Here is a 19,766-nt window from a genome sequence, read left to right as displayed (position 1 = left end):
TCAGCTAGTGATCGGCCATTCACTTGGCTAGGCTGAGATGAAGTTGTGACATCCGATGGAGGCGACAGGACCGCTGGCGGTCCTGTCCTTGCCTGCCGTTAGACGGCGCTGTCCAGGGCGCCGCCATGCTAAGGAGATACGGAATGAACGAGCAAGACAACGGGCAGCTCCGGGCGCCCGCCCAGAACCAGGGTGGAACGGCGCAGCCGGGGCCCGCCGGGTTCGGGGATGCGCCACGCTTCACGGTGGACAAAAAGACCGGGAAGAAGAACGAAGCCGTCCTCGGCCCGTTCACCATCCGTGACCTCACCGTTTTCGGCTCCACGCTGCTTCTTTTCATCGCCTCACTGATTCCTATGTTTGCCTTCGCCTACAACCTCTGGAACCTGGGCAGCCTCTTCTTCCTGGGCCTGGGCATCGTGCTGCCCCTCATTGTCACCGCGTTGTTTGTGGCCCGCCGCCTCAGCCCGTCGACCAAGATCCGGATCGGATCCCTGTCGATCGACCAGTTCGCGTCCGTTGTAGCGTCCTTCACGCTGGCCTTCTTTTTCCTCGCCGCCGCCGGGGCGTTCGTGCCGAGCATGCTGATCGCGCTCCTGGGCGCTTTGGGGCTCTTCGCCGCCACGGTGCTGGGCCGCTGGATCCCGTTCTTTGCCGGCGACTTCCTGGGCCGGGAGGACGCGCCTGCCCACGTGGTTGCCCGCGAAGCTGTTGTCCCGGTGCGAAAGCCCCGGGCACCGAAGGCGCCGAAGCAACCGAAACAACCGAAGGAATCCAAATTGACCAAGGACGCTGCGGGTGCGTCCGGCGCGGCCGGGGCGGGCGCCTCTCTGGCGGCCGCATCGGGCCAGGTTGCGTCCGGCCCGGTTGCGTCCGGCCAAGCCGCTTCCGGGGAGGCCGCGGGCTGGGCCAAGCGTCAGGCCACCGGCAGCCAGACGGCCACGCCGGCGGCAACCACACCTGCCGGGCCCTCTGCCGGGGCATCTTCGGCGGGTGCGGCGTCCGCCGCGGCCCCCAGCGCTGGCGCGCCCGGCGCACCGGAGACCCAGATCTCGGGCGTGGTGCCAGCCGCCGGCGCGGCAGCGCCGGCATCTACGGATTCATCGGCGGCCCCGACGCAGGCCCCGGCTCCGGAGTCTGCTCCGTCCGCCGCGGACAAGACCCGGACCGCGGGCGTCCCTGCTGCAGCCGGTGCCGCCGCCGCTGGTGCCGCCGCCGATGGTGCCGCTGGTGCGGCTGCACAGACCGCTCCCGCCGCGGAACAGACCCAGGCCGCGGAACAGACCCAGGCCGCCGGCGTGCCGGCCGCCACCGGCGGCAGTGCCCCCACTACGGTCAACCCCCAGGTCCGGCCGCAGGAACAGGTCCGGCCGCAGGAACCCATCGGCGCGACCGTTGATCCCGCCAGCCGGCCCGCGGAGGATGATGTCCACCCCGTGCACGAGGCCTTCTGGTTCGCAGTCGCGCAGCCCCGCACCGCCGTCGATGTGCGCACCGGCGCCCCGGCGTTCGTCATTGAACCCGGCGGCTGGGTCCTTGCCCTGGAGGACCGCGGCAACGAGTTCCTGGTCCAGCACACCGACGGCCGGCTCGGCGTTTTGCGGGACCTCAGCAACATCGAACGCGGTTAGTCCGCCGCCGTGACCACGGAATCCGGCGGCTCGGAACCCGGCAACCCGATCCCGGGGAGCGCCAAGCCGGGTGCGCCGCGGGCGTCGGGGGAGTCAATGCTGGCGCTCAAGCGCCGCGCGCGCCGGATCAACCGGGAACTCGCGGAGCAGTACCCCTATGCCCACGCGGAGCTGGACTTCCGCACGCCGTTCGAGCTCGTGATAGCCACGGTGCTGTCCGCGCAGACCACGGACGTGCTGGTCAACCAGATCACGCCCCTGTTGTTCGCGCGCTACCCGGATGCGCGGCGGATGGCGGAAGCGGATCCGGCCGAGCTGGAGGCCATCATCAAGCCCACCGGCTTCTTTCGCGCCAAGGCCAGAAATCTTCTGGCGCTGTGCACCCGGCTGGTGGACGAGTACGACGGCGAGGTGCCGGGCCGGCTCGCGGACCTGGTGACGCTGCCCGGCGTCGGGCGGAAAACCGCGAACGTCGTGCTGGGCAATGCCTTCGGCATCCCGGGCATCACGGTGGACACCCACTTCGGCCGGCTGGCCCGGCGCTTTGGCTGGACCGAGTCGGATGATCCGGTCCGGATCGAGTCGGACGTCGCTGAGCTGTTCGAGCCGAAGGACTGGACCATGCTCTCGCACCGCGTCGTCTTTCACGGCCGCCGTGTCTGCCATTCCCGGAAGCCGGCGTGCGGCGCCTGCGCGGTGGCCAATTGGTGCCCCAGCTACGGCATGGGGGAAACCGACCCGGAGAAGTCAAAGAAATTGCTGAAGTACGAACTCGCCCCGGGCCAGGAGCAACTGCTGGCCCGGCTGCTGGCCGAGACGCACCGCGCCGCGGAAATCCGGATGGAATCGCAGAGGAAACAGCCGTGACCGCGCGCCAGGACCTCGTCGAGCTCGTTGCCGCGGTGGAGGCGGGCACGGCGCCGGCCCCGGATCCGCGCTGGCGGGAACTCGCCGTCGAACCCGGCGAGCGGGTCCGTAGGGCAGCGGTGCTGATGCTCTTTGGTGCGCTCGACAACGTCCCCGCTGTGTCCGAGAAGTTGCTGGCTCCGGCCGATTTGGACGTGCTGCTGCTGCAGCGGGCCCAAACGCTGGAGGACCATCCCGGGCAGGTGGCGTTTCCCGGCGGCGGCATCGATCCGGGTGAGTCCGTGGTGGACGCGGCCCTCCGCGAGGCGGAGGAGGAGACTGGCCTGAACCCTGCGGGGGTGGACGTACTCGGCGTGATGCCTGAACTGGCCCTGCCCCGGGGCAATTTCCTGGTGACGCCGGTCCTGGCCTGGTGGGCTGCCCAGTCGCCGGTCCGGGTGGTTGACTACGGTGAATCCGCGCAGGTGTTCCGGGTCCCGGTCAGGGACCTGCTGGACCCGGACAACAGGGTGATGGCCACGGTCAGCCGGGCCGGCCAGACATTCCAGAGCCCAGCCTTCACCGTCAACGGCGTCGTGGTGTGGGGTTTTACCGGGATGATCCTGAACCAGCTTTTTGAACAGCTGGGCTGGGCCGTGCCGTGGGACCGCGCGCGGCTCTACGGGATTGATGTGTGAACCCCGCGCGGCGCCGGCCCGCCGGCCGGTCCGCTGGCTGTCAGCCACCGGGCTGCCTGCCAGGCAGCAACGGGGTTGCGGCCGCCTAGCCGGCAGCCACCGGGCTGCCTGCCAGGGGAGCCATCGCCCGTCCTCCCGACCTGCTGGAGGCGACCCGCCTGTGAGCGCCGGAATGATCCACAACCAGGCCGGTCGCGGCGTTCTCGCGCACGGCGTTGATGCCCGCCGCCGCGCTCTTGATGGAGCTGAAGAGCGGGGACACGGCCACTACCGTGCCATCCGCCGCCGTCAGCCTGAAGAAATAAGCCTTGTCGCCAGCTTGCGCGATCTCAAAAATGCCAGCCAAACCTGTGCCTCCCCAATATCCTTGCGTCGTTGCAATAGCCGGCGGATCGTACGGGAAATTCACCGGCCTTTCCGAGGGTAGCCCGGTGACGGAGCGCACACAACGCTACCGACGGGTACGTTACAGGCGGTGACTTCGGTCACTCATTTGGCATTGTCGTACGAATCGACGACGGCCACGCTGACCGGAAATTCCACCGGAATGCGGCCGAACAAGAGCTCCTTCGCGGCATTTGCGGAGTCCTCGATCGCCTTGATGCTATCCCCGACGGCGGATTCGGGACAGTGGACCATCACCTCGTCGTGGAGGAAGAACACCAGTTCGCCGGCGGCTGCGCCGTCCGACCGTATGGCGCGAAGCCTCCGTCGTAATTCCGCGAGCCARCATGCCGCCCAGTCAGCGGCCGAGCCCTGGACCACAAAGTTCCGGGTGAAGCGGCCGCGCGAGCGTGCGATCGAGTCCGCCCGGCGCTGCTCTTCCGCGGTGGTGGAGTGCTGGCTCTGCAGCCAGCGCTCCGACGGCGGCGGGCTGCTCCGGCCCAGGCGCGAAGTCACGGTCCTGCCGGCTTCGCCGTCGCGGGCAGCCTGCTCGACGAAGCCCACGGCGCGGGGGTAGGTGCGGGCCAGCTGCGGCATCAGCCGGCCGGACTCGCCCGTGGTCGCCCCGTAGATTGCTCCAAGGAGGGCCACCTTCGCCTTCGCCCGGTCGCCGCCGAAGCCTTGGGCGGCAATGCCGGCGTAGAGGTCCTTGTCCCGGGCGGCTTCGGCCATTTTGGAATCCTGGGCCAGCGCCACGAGCACGCGCGGCTCCAGCTGCGAGGCGTCGGCAACGATCAGTTTGTGGCCGGGATCGGCGTGGACCGCGCCGCGGACCTGGCGCGGGATTTGCAGCGCCCCGCCGCCCCGCGACGCCCACCGGCCCGAGACCACGCCGCCCACCACGTACTCAGGCTGGAACCTGCCGTCCTTCACCCAGGTATCAAGCCACGCCCAGCCGTTGGCCGCGTGGAGACGGGCCAGTTTCTTGTAGGCCAGCAGCGGCACGATCACGGGGTGGCTGGATTCTTTCAGCTCCCATTGGCGGGTGGTTTTAACTTCGATACCGTTGCGGTGCAGGGCGCGCATGAGCTCCTGCGGCGAGTCCGGGTTCAGCGCGGGCGACTTCAGCAGCAGCCTCAGTTCGGCCGTGAGCGATTCGAGTTTGGCCGGACGCTGACCGGGAGCCGGGCGGGGTCCGAGGTGTTCTGCGAGAATCTGCTCGTGGAGTTCCTCCCGCCACGGGACGCCGGTGTGCTGCATTTCGGCGGCGATCACGGCTCCGGCGGATTCCGCCGCGAGCAGCAGCTGGAGCCGTTGGCGCCGGCCGGTGTCAGGGACGACGACCGTGCCGGAGGCCGTTCCGGGCGCAGGTCCCGCCTGGCGCAGGGCCTCCTGCTGCGCGGCGTACTCGGCGCGGAGAGCCTCAAGGGATTGGCCGGGACCCCGGCCGGAGGCCGGGGCATCAAACAGGGCCCCTTGTTCCGGCGGCGGGGCAGGAGGCTGCAGCCCCCGCGGGGGCTGGTTCAGCTCGTCGTCCTGGGTCAGCTTCTCCGCCGCCTGCGCGTAGCCGGTGTGGGCGGTGAACTCCGAGTGGGCCAGGATCGAACCGCACAAGGTGAGGTCGTAGCAGCGCTCGAGTTCCACCCCGGCGCGCAGCAACGCGGGATACCAGTCCTGCGTACGGTGCCAGATCCAGCGCGGGTGCCGCTCCTCAAACTCGCGCACAATTCCGGCGAGGTCGCCGGCCCTGACCACACGGGGTTCCGGATTGGAGGGTTCGGGGGCGCCATCGGCCGTGAGCTGCTGCAGTGCCGCGCCGTCGGCGTGGGCAGCGAGCAGCAGATACATAGGATCAATTCTGCCCTGCTCCGGGACGTGGTCCGTGCTCGGTCCCCGGCCGCGGTGCAGGAAAGACGCCGGACTTGTCCACATAGCCCACGACGGCGGTTCCGCTGCGGTCCCGGCCCGGGCACAGTGGCAGCATGAACAGGCACCAGGACCGTGGCCCAGGCTCACCGCCACCGCGGGCGCATGAGCCCTGGACCCCCGGGGATTCCGCGGAAATCCTGCTCGTAACCGGCGCCGATGTGCTGCGCAGCGAGGTGGAACGCATCGTCGCAGCAGCCGGGGGCCAGCTGCGGACGGTGCAGGACGTTGCCGAGGCCGCGCCGTTCTGGGACGCCGCGGCCGCCGTGCTGGTGGGCAGCGACATCCGCGGGTTGCCGCCCCGGCGGAGGACCCCTGCCGTGATGCTCGGCCTCGAAGGTGACGGAGAAGGGTTATGGCATCTGGCCGCCGCCGTCGGGGCCGAACGCGTCGCGGTGTTGCCGGACGCGGCCGCCTGGCTGGCGGAATACCTGAGCCGGTCCCGCGCCCCGGAAGCCGGCGGCCTGGTGCTGGGTCTCACCGGCGGCTGCGGCGGTGCCGGGGCCACGACCGCCGCCATCTGGATCGCGCAGGCCGCCGCCGGGGCCGGGATCCGGGTGCTGCTGATCGACGGCGACCCCCGGGGCGGAGGCCTGGAACTTGCGCTGGCCGCCGAGGAAACCCACGGGCTCCGCTGGCCGGATCTGGCCGGGGTGAGCGGCAGTATCGACCCCGCCCAGCTGGAGGAGTCGCTGCCGGTCGCCGGCGGATTCTCCTTCCTGTCGTGGCCGGGAACCCGTGACAAAGCCGCCGGGGTGGACGCGACCACCGTGGCCGCGGTTCTTGACGCCGCACGCCGCGGCTGCGAATTGGTGGTGCTGGATATCGGCCGGGAACGGGAGTCCTTGCGGGCCTTCGCCGGCGAATGCGACCGGATTATCGTCGTGGCGCCCGCCCGGCTGCGGGCCGCCGTCGCCACGGCCTGGCTGCTGCAGGAGCTTCCACCCGTGGACACCGCTCTCGTGGTCCGGGCCAGTCGCGGCGCCGCTTTGGATGCGCCGCTGATCGCCGGCTCCGTGGGGCTTGTCCTTCAGGGCATCATGCCGGACATCAAGGATCTGGCCGGGGCAACGGAACTCGGCCGCCTTCTCGAAACCGGCCGGCACCGCGCCGTCCGCCGGTTCGCGGCCGGACTCCTTGAGCTGAACGGCGGAGACGGCTCATGAGTGCCCACGCGGCCGTAGAACCGGCCGAACCGGAACGTCCCGCCCGGCGGGCACCGGGCCGCCGCCGCTCGCAGGGATTTCTCGACCAGACGCTGCTCGAGTCCGTGCGCGAGTCCGTCATGGCCGATGCCTCCCCGGTAACCCCCTCAAGGGTGGCGGCCGCGGTCCAGGCGAGCGGGCGGCTGCTCGGCACGGCCGGCGCCCTGGCCGCAGTGGAGAGCATCAGCGCGGAATTGAACGGCCTGGGCCCCCTGCAACCGCTCACCCGTGATCCCGCCGTGACAGACATCTTTGTCAACGGGCCGGACTCGGTCTGGCTGGACCGCGGCCGCGGTCTGGAAAAGGCGCCGGTCGTCTTTTCCGGGGAACCGCAGATCCGGGCCCTCGCCGCGAGGCTGGTGGCAGCCGGTGGCCGCCGCCTGGATGACGGTTCGCCGTGCGTCGATGTCCGGCTCGACGGCGGCTACCGGGTGCACGCGGTGCTGCCGCCCATTTCCACGGCCGGGACCCTCCTGAGCGTGCGGATCCGCCGGGCCACGGTCTTCTCAATGCCCGAGCTGAAGCGCGCCGGCATGTTCGGGGCCGGGTCGCCCGGGAGCCTGGTCCAGTCCGTGCTCGAACGCATGGTGGCGGCCAAGCTGAGCTTCCTCATCAGCGGGGCCACCGGTTCGGGGAAGACCACGTTACTGGCGACGCTGCTGGGATTGTGCCACCCCGGGGAGAGACTCGTTCTGATTGAGGACGCCGCAGAACTGAATCCCGTCCACCCGCACGTCGTCGCGCTGGAATCCCGGCACGGAAACCTGGAAGGCGGTGGCGCCGTCGACTTGGGCGAACTGGTCCGCCAGGCCCTCAGGATGCGGCCGGACCGGCTGGTGGTGGGCGAATGCCGCGGCGCCGAGGTCCGCGAGCTGCTCTCGGCGATGAACACCGGACACACCGGAGGCGGCGGGACCATCCACGCGAATGAGGCGGCGGCTGTGCCTGCCCGGCTGACGGCCCTCGGCGCGCTCGCCGGCATGGGCCAGGACGCGGTACGGCTGCAGGTCGCCAGCGCGATCGACGTCGTCGTGCACGTCGAGCGGACCGAATCGGGCCGCCAGGTGGCGAGCGTTGGAATCATGGAGGTCCTAGACTCGGGCCTGGTTGTCGCCGCCGCACTGGAGATCCAACAGGGCGAGCTCCGCTTCGGCGGAGCCTGGCCGCTGCTGGCGCGCCGTCTCGGCCTGGATCCCGGGTTGGCCGGGGCGGACCCCTCCGGACTGCAGGCGGCGCTGCCGGCAGGACGGCCGCCGGGTTCCGGCCGCGAATCCCTCCAGCCCTGGACGCAGCGATGACCGTCTTCCTCATCGTCGTTTTGGTCCTGGCCGTGTGGCTGGCATTTCCCACCCCGCGCGCGGCCGGCCATCGTACCCGCAGGGCCTTGCACGCCGCGGGCACGCGAGCTCCCGCGGCCTACGGGTCCCCGGGATCCCGCCCAGGACGGGCCGTCGGGGGCATGACCCGTTGGCGCGGCAGGGGATCTCCCGATGCCGGGCCCGTCCCCATGACAGTCCTGGTCCAGCAGTTGGCCGCGCTGCTGAAGGGAGGGCGCATCCCCGCCCGGCTGTGGGATGAACTGTGGGCCCTGTACGGCGGTGACACCGCGCGGGACGGGCCGGCGGCCCAGGCCGCAGTTCACAGCGCCGGCCAGCCCCGCACCGCAAACGGCGCCGGCACGGTCCTCGGCCCGGAGTCCCGCAGGATCCTCGCAGCCGCGCGTGCCGCCGCCCGGCGCGGGTCTTCCGTGGCCGCGGCCATCCGCCGCGAGGTCTCCGCGCTCACTGCCGGTGCGGGCGCCGTCGTCACGGTCACCACTGGTGCCGTCGGCATCCGGGCCCGCCGCGACGTGCGTGTGTGGGGCGAGCTCGCCGCATGCTTTGACACCGCTGAAGCCAGCGGTTGCCCCCTGGCCGATGTCCTGGCGCGCTTTGCCGCCCACCTTGAAACGGAGGACGACGCCGAGGCAGCGCGGCAGACGGCCTTGGCGGGCCCCCGCGCGACCGTTCGTCTGCTGACCTGGCTGCCCCTGTCGGGCCTGGGTCTCGGCCTGCTGCTCGGCGTGGACCCGGTGGCGACACTGCTGGGAACTCCCTGGGGCCTCGCGGCGTTGGCCGCAGGCGTGGCGCTGACCGCCGTCGGCCGGTTGTGGTCCGCAAGGCTCGTCCGCGCCGCGGCGGAAGCACCAACGTGACTCCGCGGTGGTCGCCGTGAGGCCCGAACTTGCCGGATTCGTGATGGCAGCGAGCCTTGCCGGGGCAGCCGCAGTCGTCCTCGCCCGCCCGGGCCGTGTCCGCCGGCGGCTCCGGCGCCAGCTTCGGGCCCCTGCCGGCGGGGCCGCCCGGCGCCCGACGGTCCACGACGCCGGCCGGCACGGACGTCACGGCCTCCCGGGCCTGCGGGACACCGCCATGATGCTGGAACTGATCGGCGCCATGTTGGATGCGGGAGCCGGACTTGGCCGGTCCCTCGACCTCGTGGCCGCCCTCATGCCACCGGAACTCGGGCGGCAGCTTCGGCCGGTTGTGTCAGCCCTCGCAATCGGTGCGGACTGGGGCACGGCATGGCGCAGCTCCGGTGCCCGGGCGCCCCAACTTCAGGCCCTGCGCGACGCTCTTTCCTTCGCCGCGCTTACCGGCGCCCCCTCCTCAGCGCTCCTCTATGCCCAGGCGGCCCGGCTCCGCCGTGAACGCAACAGGGCCGCCGAGCAGCGCGCGGCCACGCTCGGGGTGAAGCTCGTGGTGCCGCTGGGCCTGTGCTCCCTGCCGGCTTTCGTCTGCCTCGGCGTCGTGCCCGTGCTCCTGGGGCTGCTTCGGGCGTGATGCCGGCAGCCCGGGGATCACCCCGGGCCCAAGGTTTATTCAAGTTGCTGGGGGATACCTTTGGGGCAGGCACCGTCGGAGTATGAGCGGTCTCGTGCGTCGGCTTCTCACAGCACCTCCTTGGCGCCTCGAATCCCGGAGTATCTGGGGTCTCGTACTAACTGGGAGCCATGCCAGGGGGGCAGATCAATGATTCGACTGTATAAAGCGGGCGTGATTGCAGCGCTCAACCTACTAGTGTTGACCGGTTTGGCGGTCGGTGCCAGTCCGGCGTCCGCCGCCGTACCGACCTGTCAGCCGGGAGCACCCCAACCGACCAACCAATACCCTGGCACAACGGTGATTGCCACGAACTTCGAGTCCGGAAGCCTCACCACTGCAGGCTTCGCCGCCGCATTCACCGCGGGGACAGGCACTGCCGATGTCTCCTCGGCACAGCAGCACTCGGGCCGCTGCTCAGCCTTTGTTCACGTCACCACGGATGCCGGGTCGGTGGCCAATTTTTCCGCACCACTTCCTGCCGGAAACAATGAGGTCTACGCCGACGGCTGGTTCAACATCACCAAAGAGGGCGTCGCCGGCAACAACGTCCCGTACTTCCGCTTCTTCAACGGGACTACCCGGTTCATAGACGTCTACCGATCCAACGGCGGCGTCGGCCCGATGTGGCTGCGGGTCGCGGCGCCCGACGGAACCCTCCGATACACCCCGATGAAAGTCAATGTCCCTCTCGGCACCTGGCACCATATCGTCACGCACGTCGTCGCAAATGGGGCCTCCTCCACGGTCGAGGTGATCTTCGACGGCAAACTCCTGTATTCCAGCAAGCAGATCGCCACGGGTTTTACCGCGGTCACCAAGATGCAACTCGGTGCCGAACACCGGCGGCAGGCAGGCGACAGCTTCATTGACGACGTCGTTATCAAGGCCGGAAAGGCGGCCGCCCAGCTGCCCGGAACGTTTGCCCCGATTGCCCCACAACGGTTCCTCGACACCCGGAAAACGGTGCCGGTGGGTGCCGATAAGGCCGTCTCCTTCCAGGTTGCAGGGGCTAATGGGATCCCGGCAAATGTCGCGGCGGTCGTCTTCAACCTGACCGTCACTGAAGCAAAATCCATTGGTTACATCACCGCCTACCCCTCCGGGACAACAAAGCCGGATGCATCCAATGTGAACTTCCGTGCCAACCAAAACGTGCCCAACCTRGTAACGGTCAAGGTGGGTGCGGACGGAAAAGTGGCGCTGTTCAACAGATCCTCCGGCACAACCCACCTCATCGCCGATGTCACCGGCTACTACGTCACGGGGACGCCAGCGACGCCGGGCGCCTTCCAAAGCCTCGCGCCAAAGCGGCTGCTGGACACCCGGTCCACGACGGCGCTTGCAGGGGATTCCACTGTGTCCCTGCAGGTTGCGGGGACCAACGGCATACCGGCATCTGCCTCTGCTGTGGTCTTCAACCTCACAGTGACCGAGCCAACAAGGATCGGATACATTACGGCCTATGCTTCGGGCTCGGCGCGTCCGGACGCGTCTAACCTCAACTTCAACGCCGGACAGACAGTGCCGAACCTGGTCACGGTCCCCATCGGTCCAGACGGAAAAGTCACACTGCTCAATCGTTCGTTCGGACGTTCGCACCTGATCGCAGACGTTGCCGGCTACTACCTCGGCGGCACGCCGTCAGCCACCGGTGCGTTCAAGGCCACGGGTCCATCCAGGATCCTCGACACCCGAAACGCAACGGCTGTTCGCCCGGACTCCACGGTGTCCTTCCAGATTGCCGGCGCCAACGGCATCCCCTCGAGCGTCCTGGCGGCTGTCTTCAACCTGACGGTCGTGTCGCCCCAGTCCATCGGCTACATCACCGCCTACCCCTCCGGTTCCACCCGTCCGGACGCGTCCAACCTGAACTTCTCCGCCGGACAGACTGTGCCGAACCTGGTCTCGGTCCCCGTCGGCTCAGACGGAAAGGTGACGTTGTTCAACCGGTCCTCCGGATCCTCACACCTCATCGCCGACCTCGCGGGATACTTCCTGCCTTAGGGACGCGGGTGACCCGCACCAACTGAACCCGAGGGGCTGTCGTCGCAGTGCGGACCGCAGCCCCTCGGGTTCAGCCTTGTCCTGGCCCGGGCGAAACGCCGGCGGACCAGGGCTTTGCGTTTGGCGGCCGTTGGCCGCCCGGAATGGGCCAGACACTTCTCCTCCACAGGCCGCCACGACGGCATCTTCGGGCACGTTTTCCACTTAGCTGCCATCGGGGCTTATGGCGCGACGTGCAAGCCGGGAGAGTCGAATCAGCCGGCGATCACGCCGGTGTCCCGTGGAAGGAAAGCAGATGTCAACAAATCAGGACACTCCCGCTGCACGTCGCATTGAAGCAGGGGAGGGCGGCGTTGCGGAGGTCTATGAGATCTACCCCGGCGCCAGCTCGGTTGTTCCCGTTCAACCGCGGGGCCGCACAGGGCCGCCGGCCGCACAGGCGGGAATGGCTACCGCTGAATATGCCATCGCAACCCTGGCCGCCGTGGGTTTCGCCGGGGTCCTCGTGTTCATCATGCGCAGCGATGAGGTCCGCGGGTTCCTCCTGAACCTCATCCGGACGGCGCTCACGTTGCCATGAACGGACTCTGGCGCGCCCGGGGGAGCGGCGGCCGGGGGGAGCCGCCGCCGACGGGGGAGTGCCGCGGGGCCGTCACTGCTGAGTTCGCCGTCGCGCTGCCCTCGGTCGTTCTCCTGCTCTCCGTGCTGCTCGCGGGTTCGGCGGCCGGGGTGATGCAGCTGCGGGTTGAGGAAGCGGCCCGCGGCGGTGCCCGGGCGGTGGCGAGGGGAGCCGCGGCAGGCGAAGTCGGTGAGATTGTCCGCCGTCTCGCCGGCGACGCGGCGGACTCCGAGGTGACGCACGACGGCGAGTGGCACAGGGTCACCGTTTCCGGCCGGGTCCCCGGGGCCGTTGGCTCCCTGGTTCCCTGGGCCCTCAGCGCCAGCGCGTGGGCGCGTGCGGAGGCTCCCGGCGCGGCACAACGGCCCGGGCTGGACGAGCCCGAACTGAAAGGCGTCTCCCGTTCCCCGTGGCAAGGCGGCACATGATGTCGCCTGCACCTGCACCTGCACCTGCACCTGCACCTGCACCTGTCCGTGCCCGCGGGCCGCGACCCCGGAGCCCGAAACCCGCCCACGCCCGGCACCGGTGTACGTCGTCAGAGCGGGGGTCGGGGACCGTCCTTGCCCTGGGACTCGGACTGGTGGTCATCATGGCGTTGGCCCTGCTGCTTCTTTTGGCCGAATCGGCCGTTGCGGCATCGAGGGCTGCGGCGGCCGCCGATCTGGCAGCGCTGGCTGCGGCGGATGCCGCGCGGGGCATCACGTCCGGCGAACCCTGCGCTGTGGCTAGAGAGGTCGCGCTGAAGAACAACGCCACGCTGGCTGCCTGTGCCGAAGGACCGGACGACACCGTTCAGGTGCGCACCGAGTTCAGCGCCGGACCGTTCCTCGGGGCGGCCACGGGACTGGCCAGGGCCGGACCGCCCCCTGCGGCCGGGAACGGGCCAGCACCGTGAAAGATGCACCAACTCCGGCGGTCGCCAGAAGCCGCGCAGCCGTCTGCGGCCTGGCGTGCAGCCCTGCCGCCGCCCGGCTCACACGAACCTGCCTGCCGCCCCGGCTCCGAACCTGCCGGCCGCCGCCCACGAACCGGCCGCTGAGACGTGGTCAGGCKCGGAGCGGCTGGGCGGGCTGATCGTCCGGGGTCCCGGCCGCGGCGGCCGTTGTTCCGGGATTGCCGGCGTGCATGAGGTCGGTGGCGTCTTGGAGCAGCACATCGATCAGTGTGACGGCAGCGTCCTTGTCGAGCGGGTTGTTCTTGTTGCCGCACTTGGGTGACTGGACGCAGGAGGGGCAGCCGGACTCGCATTCGCAGGCCTTGATGGCGTCGCGCGTGGCGGTCAGCCACAACCTCGCCTTGTCGTATCCGCGTTCGGCGAAGCCGGCCCCGCCGGGATGGCCGTCGTAGACAAAGATGGTGGGCACTCCGGTATCGGCGTGGATGGCCGTGGACACTCCGCCGATGTCCCAGCGGTCGCTGGAGGCCACCAGCGGAAGGAGTCCGATGGCCGCGTGCTCGGCAGCATGCAGCGCTCCGGGGAACTGTGCCTCGATCAGCCCAGCGCCGGTCAGCGAGCGGTTGTCCATGACAAACCAGACCGCCTTGGTAAACAGGTCCCTGGCGCCCAATTCCAAGGGTTCTTCGCCGAGGATCTCGTTCGAAATTAACGCCTTGCGCTGGAAGGAGACCACCTGTGTTGTCACTTTCACATCGCCGAAATGCACGGCCACATCGCCCCATTGGGTGGTGCGTTGCGTTTCAAGGACCTCGATCTGGGTCACGTCCCGGGCGGTCGTGTAGTAGTCCGGGTTCGCCCGCCGCACCACCACACAGTGATCGTCCTCATTCAGGTCTTCGACCACGTAGCTGTCGCCCTGGTGGACATAGATGGCCCCTGTGTGGGCCTGGTAATGGGTCTGCGGCGAATCCATGGTGCCGAGCAAGGAGCCCGTCTCCGCATCCACTATGCTCACCGGACCTCCGCCGTCGGCCCGGAGGTTCACCATGGCTGCGGCATTTTGCGGATGGGTCCAAAACCATCCTGCCGGCCGTTTGCGCAGGTAGCCCTGCAGGACCAGGCGGTCCAGCAGCTTCTCAGCGGTGGCCCCGAAGAGCTCCAGTTCGGCGAACCCGAGGGGCAGTTCCGCGGCGGCGGCGCACAGGTGGGGGCCCAGAACGTATGGATTGGAGGGATCGAAGACCGTGGCCTCCACCGACACGTCGAAAATCGCCTCGGGGTGGTTCACCAAGTAGGTGTCCAGCGGGTCGTCGCTGGCCACGAAGGCCGCGATCGCGTCCTGGCCGGCGCGGCCCGCGCGGCCGATCTGCTGGAACAACGACGCGCGGGTGCCCGGCCAGCCTGCGACCAGGACTGCATCGAGACCGGAAATGTCAATGCCCAGCTCCAGCGCGGACGTGCTCGAGACGCCCAACAGTTCACCGGAGCGCAGCGCCTTTTCCAGGGCCCGCCGCTCCTCCGGCAGATAGCCCGAGCGGTACGCGGCCACACGCTGCGGCAGGCTGGGATCCACCTCGTCGAGGAGGCGTTTGGCGATGGAGGAAATCGACTCTGCCCCGCGCCTGGACTTGATGAACGCAATGGTCCTGGTCCGGGAGGACACCAGGTTGGCCAGCAGGTCGGCGGTCTCGGCGACTGCAGTCCGGCGCTCCTTGGCACCGTTTTCGCCCCGGAGTTCGGTCAGTGCCGGCTCCCAAAACGCCACCGTCGTGGACCCGTGGGGCGAACTGTCTTCGGAAACGGCCCGCACGGGCGCGCCGATCAGCCGGCCGAAGGACTGCCCGGGTTCAGACGCCGTGGCGGACGCCGCGATGAACACCGGTCCGGGATGCGAGCCGCCCGGGCTGTAGTAGGCACAGATCCGACGCAGCCGGCGCATGAGGTTTGCCACATGGGAGCCGAAGACGCCGCGGTAGCTGTGGGCTTCGTCCACGATCACGTAGCGGAGGCGCCGGAAGAACCTGGCCCACCAGGCATGGTTCGGGAGAATGCCGAAGTGCAGCATGTCCGGGTTGGCGAGGATGAAGTTCGCGTGGTCCCGGATCCAGCGCCTGGACGCGGGATCGGTGTCGCCGTCGTAGGTTTCGGCCCGGACTGTGGGGAGCTTCAGTGCCCTGATCGCTGCGAGCTGGTCGGCGGCAAGCGCCTTGGTCGGGGACAGGTAGAGGGTCACGGCCCCGTCGTCGTGGATTTTCCCGGGATCGGACAGGACCCTGAGCTCGGAACGGTGGATCGCGTCCAGGGCCGGCAGCTGATACGCCAGGGACTTGCCGGACGCGGTGCCGGTGGCGATGACCACGTTCTCTCCGCCGTGGGCCAGTTCGGCGGCGCGGACCTGGTGAAGGTAGGGCTCGTGGATGCCCAGGGAACCGTAGGCTGCCACGAGATCCGGGTGGGACCACTGCGGCCACGGCGCATTGACGGCCTGGCGGGCGGGGATCGTCCGCACATGACGCAGCTGTTCCGGGTCCGGACCTCGGCCCAGCAACGGAATCAGGGACTCATGCGGGTTCACTCACATATTCTTTCATCCGCCCTCAAATCGCCCATGCCCGGCACTCAGCCCGGCACTCAGCCCGGCAGACGCTGCGGCTTCGCGCGGTGGCTTCGGCGCGGCTGCCTGGCAAACGCGTTGCCCCGGGCTCAGGCCCGCCGGACGGCCGGCGCTCGCGGCGCCTCAGCCCACGGACAGGTCGGCCCCTTCGTCTGACGTCGACAACATCAGGACGTGGCACACCTCGCGCCAGCCGAGGTGCGAATAGAGTTTTTGGCCGTCCAGCGAGGCGAGCAGCAGCCCGGAGTCGACGTCGTGTTCGAACGCCTGGGCTGCCAGGGCCTTCATGATGAAGCTGCCCAGCCCCCGCCGCTGGTAAGCCTCTGACGTCACGATGTTGTCGAAGATGGCGGTATGTCCCACCACAAACACGCGTCCGCTCGCGGCGACGTCCTCGCCGGCGCTGACCACCGCGTGGTGGACGCCGTCGGTCCGGGACGTCTCGAGCCTGAGGTCGTCATCCGAAAGCCAGGGGTCCTCCGAATCCTGGGTCTCCATGTCCACGATCATCATGGTTTGGGAGGCCGAGGTGACATGCAGCCCATTCCGCTGCCCCAGCATGGTGAATCGGGCCACATCGTTGGTGAGGATGGTGAGGACCCGGGCCGGCGCTTCGGCCGTCTTTGCCGCCAGCGCCTCGAACTCCGCGTCGGACGGATCGTAGGCGAAGTACTCCCATTCGTGGGTGGTGTCACCGCGAAAGGCCGCGGGGAACCTGCCCTCCCTGCGCGTCTCATATCCGCGGCAGCCGGCCCATCCGGCAACCCAGATTTCCAGCAGGTGAGTGGTGTCTTCAACCATGGCGTCAAGACTCATGTGATGAGCGTATTCCAGCAGTGCCACAAGCAACAGGGGCCGGGTCGGGGGAAGCCGCTTGCTTATCCAATTGTGACTGTCGCCCGGCCGCCCGCCCCAGCAAGTACCCTTAAAAGCGTGGCTTTGAACAGGATTGTCCTCTTTTACGGATTCACCCCCCTGCCGGACCCGGACGCCGTCCGGCTCTGGCAGCGCGCCCTGTGCGAAAAACTCGGACTAACCGGCCGCATCATCCTTTCCAGGGACGGCATCAACGCCACGGTCGGCGGAGAACTGAACGCCGTGAAGCAGTACGTCAAAACCACGCGCGAGTACAAGGGTTTCCAGGGCATCGACGTGAAGTGGTCCGATGGCGGGGCTGCGGACTTCCCGCGGCTCAGCGTCAAGGTGCGGGACGAAATCGTTTCCTTCGGCGCCCCGGGCGAACTCAAAGTCGACGCCGGCGGGGTGGTGGGCGGCGGAACCCACCTCAAACCCGAGGAACTCCACGAACTCATTGAAGCCAAGAAACAGCAGGGCGACGAAGTCGTGTTCTTCGACGGCCGGAACGGGTTCGAGGCCCAGATCGGCAAGTTCAAGGACGCCGTCGTTCCCGATGTCGCCACCACCCACGACTTCATCAAGGAACTCGACTCCGGCAAATACGACGCCCTCAAGGACAAACCGGTTGTCACCTACTGCACCGGCGGCATCCGCTGCGAGGTGCTGTCGAGCCTCATGGTGAACCGCGGGTTCAAGGAGGTCTACCAGCTCGACGGCGGCATTGTCCGCTACGGCGAGGCCTTCAAGGACCAGGGCCTGTGGGAGGGCTCACTGTATGTGTTCGACAAGCGCATGCACGTCGAGTTCAGCGGGGACGCCAAGACGATCGGCGAGTGCGTCCGCTGCTCGGCACCCACGAGCAAGTTCGAAAACTGCTCGAATCCGTCCTGCCGGACCCTGACGCTCTATTGCGCCGGGTGCGCCGCGAGCCCCGACACCCTGCGATGCCCCGAGGGCTGCGCCGCCTGAGGCGCGAGCCGGACATTTGGCCGGCCGGGAACCCTCAGATGCGGCTCACCCGGAACGCGAAGTTTGCCGGTGCGTTCGCATCCACTTTGATGGAGAGCGACGCATCTGCGGCCAGTTGCACCACGTTCACCCTGGACGTCCCGCACCGGAGACTCAGGTCCACGAGTTCGTTCTCACCGTTCTCGATGGAAAAGGACACGCGGCGGGTGCTCCGGCAGGCCAGGGTCAGGGCGTAAGTACCCTTGGGCAGCTGGGCTGTAGTCTCTTTGCGCTCCTCGTCCGCCTCCAGCGTCCCGAAACCCGTCTGGAAGACCTGCCCCTCGGCGTCGGGCAGTACGGCATCGACCCAGTCATCCAGCTCCTCGCCCGTCACCGGCTCGTTGAGATGGGGGTCCTGGGGCAGGGCGGCGTCAGTGGTCGGCGGAGGGGCAGCGGAGGTCGATTCATCGTCCCAGTGGTCGGCGCTGTATTCATAGGCGCAGCCGGACAGGACTGCCCCGAGAAATACCGCAACTGAAAGCACCACGGCGGCCGCCGGGGTGCGCCGTCGCGGCACCCTGCTCGCCGGCACAGTTGGCATACCCTGAGATTAGGGCGGCCCGGAATCAAACGCCAGAGGCCAAAGGTCCGGGTCGGACAGGCGTCCACGGGGCGCCGGGCCGGACGCCACGAACCGGGCTGCGGCGGGTGCTACTCGGACGACGCCAGGTGGTACGCGTAGAGAAGCGGGGCATCCACACTGGATGTGCTGAGCGTGACCTTGCCCGCGGCGGGCACTTTGATGCGGGCGGTTTCGCGGCTGCCGTTGCAGGCGGCTCCGGCTTCGGCGAGCTGGCTGCCGTCCAGGCTCACGGCGAAGAACGCCTTCCCGCCGCCGTCGCAGGTCATGGTCAAGGTGTAGGTGCCGGCGGGCACGCCGGACGCGGTCCGGACGATCGGATCCCGGTTCAGGATTTTTCCGGCATCCTCCAGCACTGTTCCCGGGGCGGAGGGCAGCGCGGTGGCCTTCCACGCCGGGACATCGGCGCCCTCAATCGAACCGGCCGGGGAACATGCCGCTGCAGCCAGTACGACGACGGCGGCGGCCACGCCGCTGAGCGTCCGCCTTGCCAGGCGGGCGGCCGGGACGTGGGAGGAAGGGAAAACCATGCCTCAAACTTACCGTCTCGAAGGCTCCCCTCCGGCCGCGCCGACGTCCCGGGCACCCTCTCCCTGCGGGCCCTTGACTTTGACGCTGCGTCAAAGTTTAGAGTCGAAGCGACGGCCGGAAGCGATGGCTGGCAGCGATGGCCGGAAGCGACGACCGGAAGCGATGGCCGGCAGTAGCCGGTCGGCACGGTAACAGTGGGGGGTCCGAGGAACGCGGGCCTCGAAGGAGCAGAAGGGTGGAGGCATGGACTGGTCCGTTCAGCAGATCGCGAAATTGGCCGGCACCACCGGCCGGACTTTGCGTCACTACGACGACATTGGCCTGCTCAGGCCGAGCCGCACCGGCAACAACGGCTACCGGTACTACGGCCAGGAATCCCTGGTCCGTCTGCAGCGGATCCTGCTCCTGCGCGACCTGGGGCTCGGGCTGCCGGCGATCGCGGACGTGCTCGGCAACGAGGCGGACGCGGAGCATGCACTGGGCCGGCACCTGGCGTGGCTGCTGCAGGAACAGGACAGGCTGGGGCGGCAGATTGCCGCGGTCCGTCACACCATTGAGGCATTGCAAACGGGAGGAAAGATCATGGCGGAGGAAATGTTCGACGGTTTCGACCACACCAAGTACCAGGAGGAAGTCCAGCAGCGGTGGGGCAAGGACGCCTATGCAAAGTCCGACGCCTGGTGGCGCAGCATGGGGGCCGGGGAGAAGGCTGCCTGGACGGAACAGTCCCGGCAGCTCGGTGCCGAGTGGACGGCTGCTGCGGCGTCGGGAGTCCCGGCGGACAGCGCGCAGGCGCAGGACCTGGCCCGGCGCCACGTCGAATGGCTCAGGGGAATCCCCGGCACGCCGGCGTCACCCGCAGCGGGCGGCAGCCCGGCGGCAGGTGGTGGCATCAAGGGGTACGTGACGGGGCTCGGCGAGATGTACGTGGCCGATCCCAGGTTCGCCGCCAACTACGGCGGTGAGGACGGCGCCGCCTTCGTCCGGGACGCGCTGAAAATCTATGCCGAGACCGAGCTCTAGCCGGACCCGCACGCCCCAAGCCCAGCCCCGGCGCTGACGGGGCCAACCCAGGTCCCACCCCATGGCCCGGCCCC

The 19,766-nt window shown here is 68.9% G+C and carries 19 protein-coding genes; 13 read left to right on the top strand and 6 right to left on the bottom strand.

The genetic code is table 11. The features are described 5' to 3' along the window. Nucleotides 1-143: 143 nt before the first annotated feature. The 3 genes from AC1DHX_RS04165 to AC1DHX_RS04155 all read left to right on the top strand — a co-directional run bounded on the left by AC1DHX_RS04165 (nt 144) and on the right by AC1DHX_RS04155 (nt 3,175). Nucleotides 144-1,631 carry a hypothetical protein gene (locus AC1DHX_RS04165; protein ID WP_476859259.1) on the top strand — a complete coding sequence of 496 codons (1,488 nt, stop codon included), beginning with the start codon at nt 144-146 and terminating at the stop codon, nt 1,629-1,631. 96 nt (nt 1,632-1,727) lie between these two features. After that, the gene (gene nth / locus AC1DHX_RS04160; RefSeq protein ID WP_230008030.1) at nt 1,728-2,498 is read left to right on the top strand and encodes an endonuclease III; all 771 of its coding nucleotides are present in this window, start codon (nt 1,728-1,730) and stop codon (nt 2,496-2,498) included. After that, on the top strand, nt 2,495-3,175 hold the full coding sequence (locus AC1DHX_RS04155) for an NUDIX hydrolase (RefSeq protein ID WP_230008029.1): 681 nt from the start codon (nt 2,495-2,497) through the stop codon (nt 3,173-3,175). The genes nth and AC1DHX_RS04155 overlap by 4 nt, the downstream gene beginning before the upstream one ends. 85 nt (nt 3,176-3,260) lie before the next feature. Here the strand turns inward: AC1DHX_RS04155 and AC1DHX_RS04150 are convergent, their stop codons facing one another. Beyond that, the gene (locus AC1DHX_RS04150) at nt 3,261-3,584 is read right to left on the bottom strand and encodes a YegP family protein (protein WP_308288883.1); all 324 of its coding nucleotides are present in this window, start codon (nt 3,582-3,584) and stop codon (nt 3,261-3,263) included. A gap of 80 nt (nt 3,585-3,664) precedes the next feature. Next, on the bottom strand, nt 3,665-5,407 hold the full coding sequence (locus tag AC1DHX_RS04145; protein ID WP_476859260.1) for a bifunctional 3'-5' exonuclease/DNA polymerase: 1,743 nt from the start codon (nt 5,405-5,407) through the stop codon (nt 3,665-3,667). 134 nt (nt 5,408-5,541) lie between these two features. Between AC1DHX_RS04145 and ssd the strand changes: the two genes are divergently transcribed. The 8 genes from ssd (at nt 5,542) to AC1DHX_RS04105 (ending at nt 13,075) form a co-directional block, all read left to right on the top strand. Beyond that, on the top strand, nt 5,542-6,651 hold the full coding sequence (gene ssd, locus AC1DHX_RS04140; protein ID WP_476859261.1) for a septum site-determining protein Ssd: 1,110 nt from the start codon (nt 5,542-5,544) through the stop codon (nt 6,649-6,651). Beyond that, a complete protein-coding gene (locus AC1DHX_RS04135; protein WP_476859262.1) occupies nt 6,648-7,988 on the top strand; it encodes a TadA family conjugal transfer-associated ATPase in 1,341 nt (446 codons plus the stop codon). The genes ssd and AC1DHX_RS04135 overlap by 4 nt, the downstream gene beginning before the upstream one ends. Next, nucleotides 7,985-8,884, top strand: a complete 900-nt coding sequence (locus tag AC1DHX_RS04130; protein ID WP_476863709.1) for a hypothetical protein — start codon at nt 7,985-7,987, stop codon at nt 8,882-8,884. Before AC1DHX_RS04135 ends, AC1DHX_RS04130 begins: the two co-directional genes overlap by 4 nt. 16 nt (nt 8,885-8,900) lie before the next feature. After that, complete coding sequence (locus tag AC1DHX_RS04125) at nt 8,901-9,512, top strand: type II secretion system F family protein (protein WP_476855525.1); 612 nt, start codon at nt 8,901-8,903, stop codon at nt 9,510-9,512. A 339-nt stretch (nt 9,513-9,851) separates the two neighbouring features. Continuing rightward, nucleotides 9,852-11,558 carry a hypothetical protein gene (locus tag AC1DHX_RS04120; RefSeq protein ID WP_476859264.1) on the top strand — a complete coding sequence of 569 codons (1,707 nt, stop codon included), beginning with the start codon at nt 9,852-9,854 and terminating at the stop codon, nt 11,556-11,558. 253 nt (nt 11,559-11,811) lie between these two features. Continuing rightward, nucleotides 11,812-12,138 (top strand): DUF4244 domain-containing protein, encoded by a 327-nt coding sequence (locus tag AC1DHX_RS04115; protein ID WP_476850273.1) that lies wholly within the window; start codon nt 11,812-11,814, stop codon nt 12,136-12,138. After that, nucleotides 12,135-12,605 (top strand): TadE family type IV pilus minor pilin, encoded by a 471-nt coding sequence (locus tag AC1DHX_RS04110; protein ID WP_476859265.1) that lies wholly within the window; start codon nt 12,135-12,137, stop codon nt 12,603-12,605. Before AC1DHX_RS04115 ends, AC1DHX_RS04110 begins: the two co-directional genes overlap by 4 nt. Then, nucleotides 12,602-13,075: an Rv3654c family TadE-like protein gene (locus AC1DHX_RS04105; protein WP_476863708.1), complete on the top strand. Its 474-nt coding sequence runs from the start codon at nt 12,602-12,604 to the stop codon at nt 13,073-13,075. Before AC1DHX_RS04110 ends, AC1DHX_RS04105 begins: the two co-directional genes overlap by 4 nt. Nucleotides 13,076-13,226: 151 nt before the next feature. Here the strand turns inward: AC1DHX_RS04105 and AC1DHX_RS04100 are convergent, their stop codons facing one another. Both AC1DHX_RS04100 and AC1DHX_RS04095 read right to left on the bottom strand, forming a co-directional pair. Beyond that, nucleotides 13,227-15,653 (bottom strand): DEAD/DEAH box helicase, encoded by a 2,427-nt coding sequence (locus AC1DHX_RS04100; protein WP_476855528.1) that lies wholly within the window; start codon nt 15,651-15,653, stop codon nt 13,227-13,229. 162 nt (nt 15,654-15,815) lie between these two features. Further along, nucleotides 15,816-16,508: a GNAT family N-acetyltransferase gene (locus AC1DHX_RS04095; protein ID WP_476850234.1), complete on the bottom strand. Its 693-nt coding sequence runs from the start codon at nt 16,506-16,508 to the stop codon at nt 15,816-15,818. A 117-nt stretch (nt 16,509-16,625) separates the two neighbouring features. Between AC1DHX_RS04095 and trhO the strand changes: the two genes are divergently transcribed. Continuing rightward, nucleotides 16,626-17,519 (top strand): oxygen-dependent tRNA uridine(34) hydroxylase TrhO, encoded by an 894-nt coding sequence (trhO, locus tag AC1DHX_RS04090; RefSeq protein ID WP_476859267.1) that lies wholly within the window; start codon nt 16,626-16,628, stop codon nt 17,517-17,519. 34 nt (nt 17,520-17,553) lie between these two features. Here the strand turns inward: trhO and AC1DHX_RS04085 are convergent, their stop codons facing one another. Both AC1DHX_RS04085 and AC1DHX_RS04080 read right to left on the bottom strand, forming a co-directional pair. Then, nucleotides 17,554-18,099, bottom strand: coding sequence for a DUF6023 family protein (locus tag AC1DHX_RS04085; protein WP_476850232.1), 546 nt, complete (start codon nt 18,097-18,099; stop codon nt 17,554-17,556). 110 nt (nt 18,100-18,209) lie between these two features. Then, complete coding sequence (locus AC1DHX_RS04080) at nt 18,210-18,668, bottom strand: hypothetical protein (protein WP_223913613.1); 459 nt, start codon at nt 18,666-18,668, stop codon at nt 18,210-18,212. A gap of 244 nt (nt 18,669-18,912) precedes the next feature. Between AC1DHX_RS04080 and AC1DHX_RS04075 the strand changes: the two genes are divergently transcribed. After that, a complete protein-coding gene (locus tag AC1DHX_RS04075; RefSeq protein WP_476859268.1) occupies nt 18,913-19,692 on the top strand; it encodes a MerR family transcriptional regulator in 780 nt (259 codons plus the stop codon). Nucleotides 19,693-19,766 lie beyond the last annotated feature (74 nt).

The organism is Arthrobacter sp. 05N33_2 (assembly GCF_056397425.1).
The sequence above is the reverse complement of the archived record's forward strand: the minus strand, read 5'-3'. Positions and strand labels throughout refer to the sequence as shown.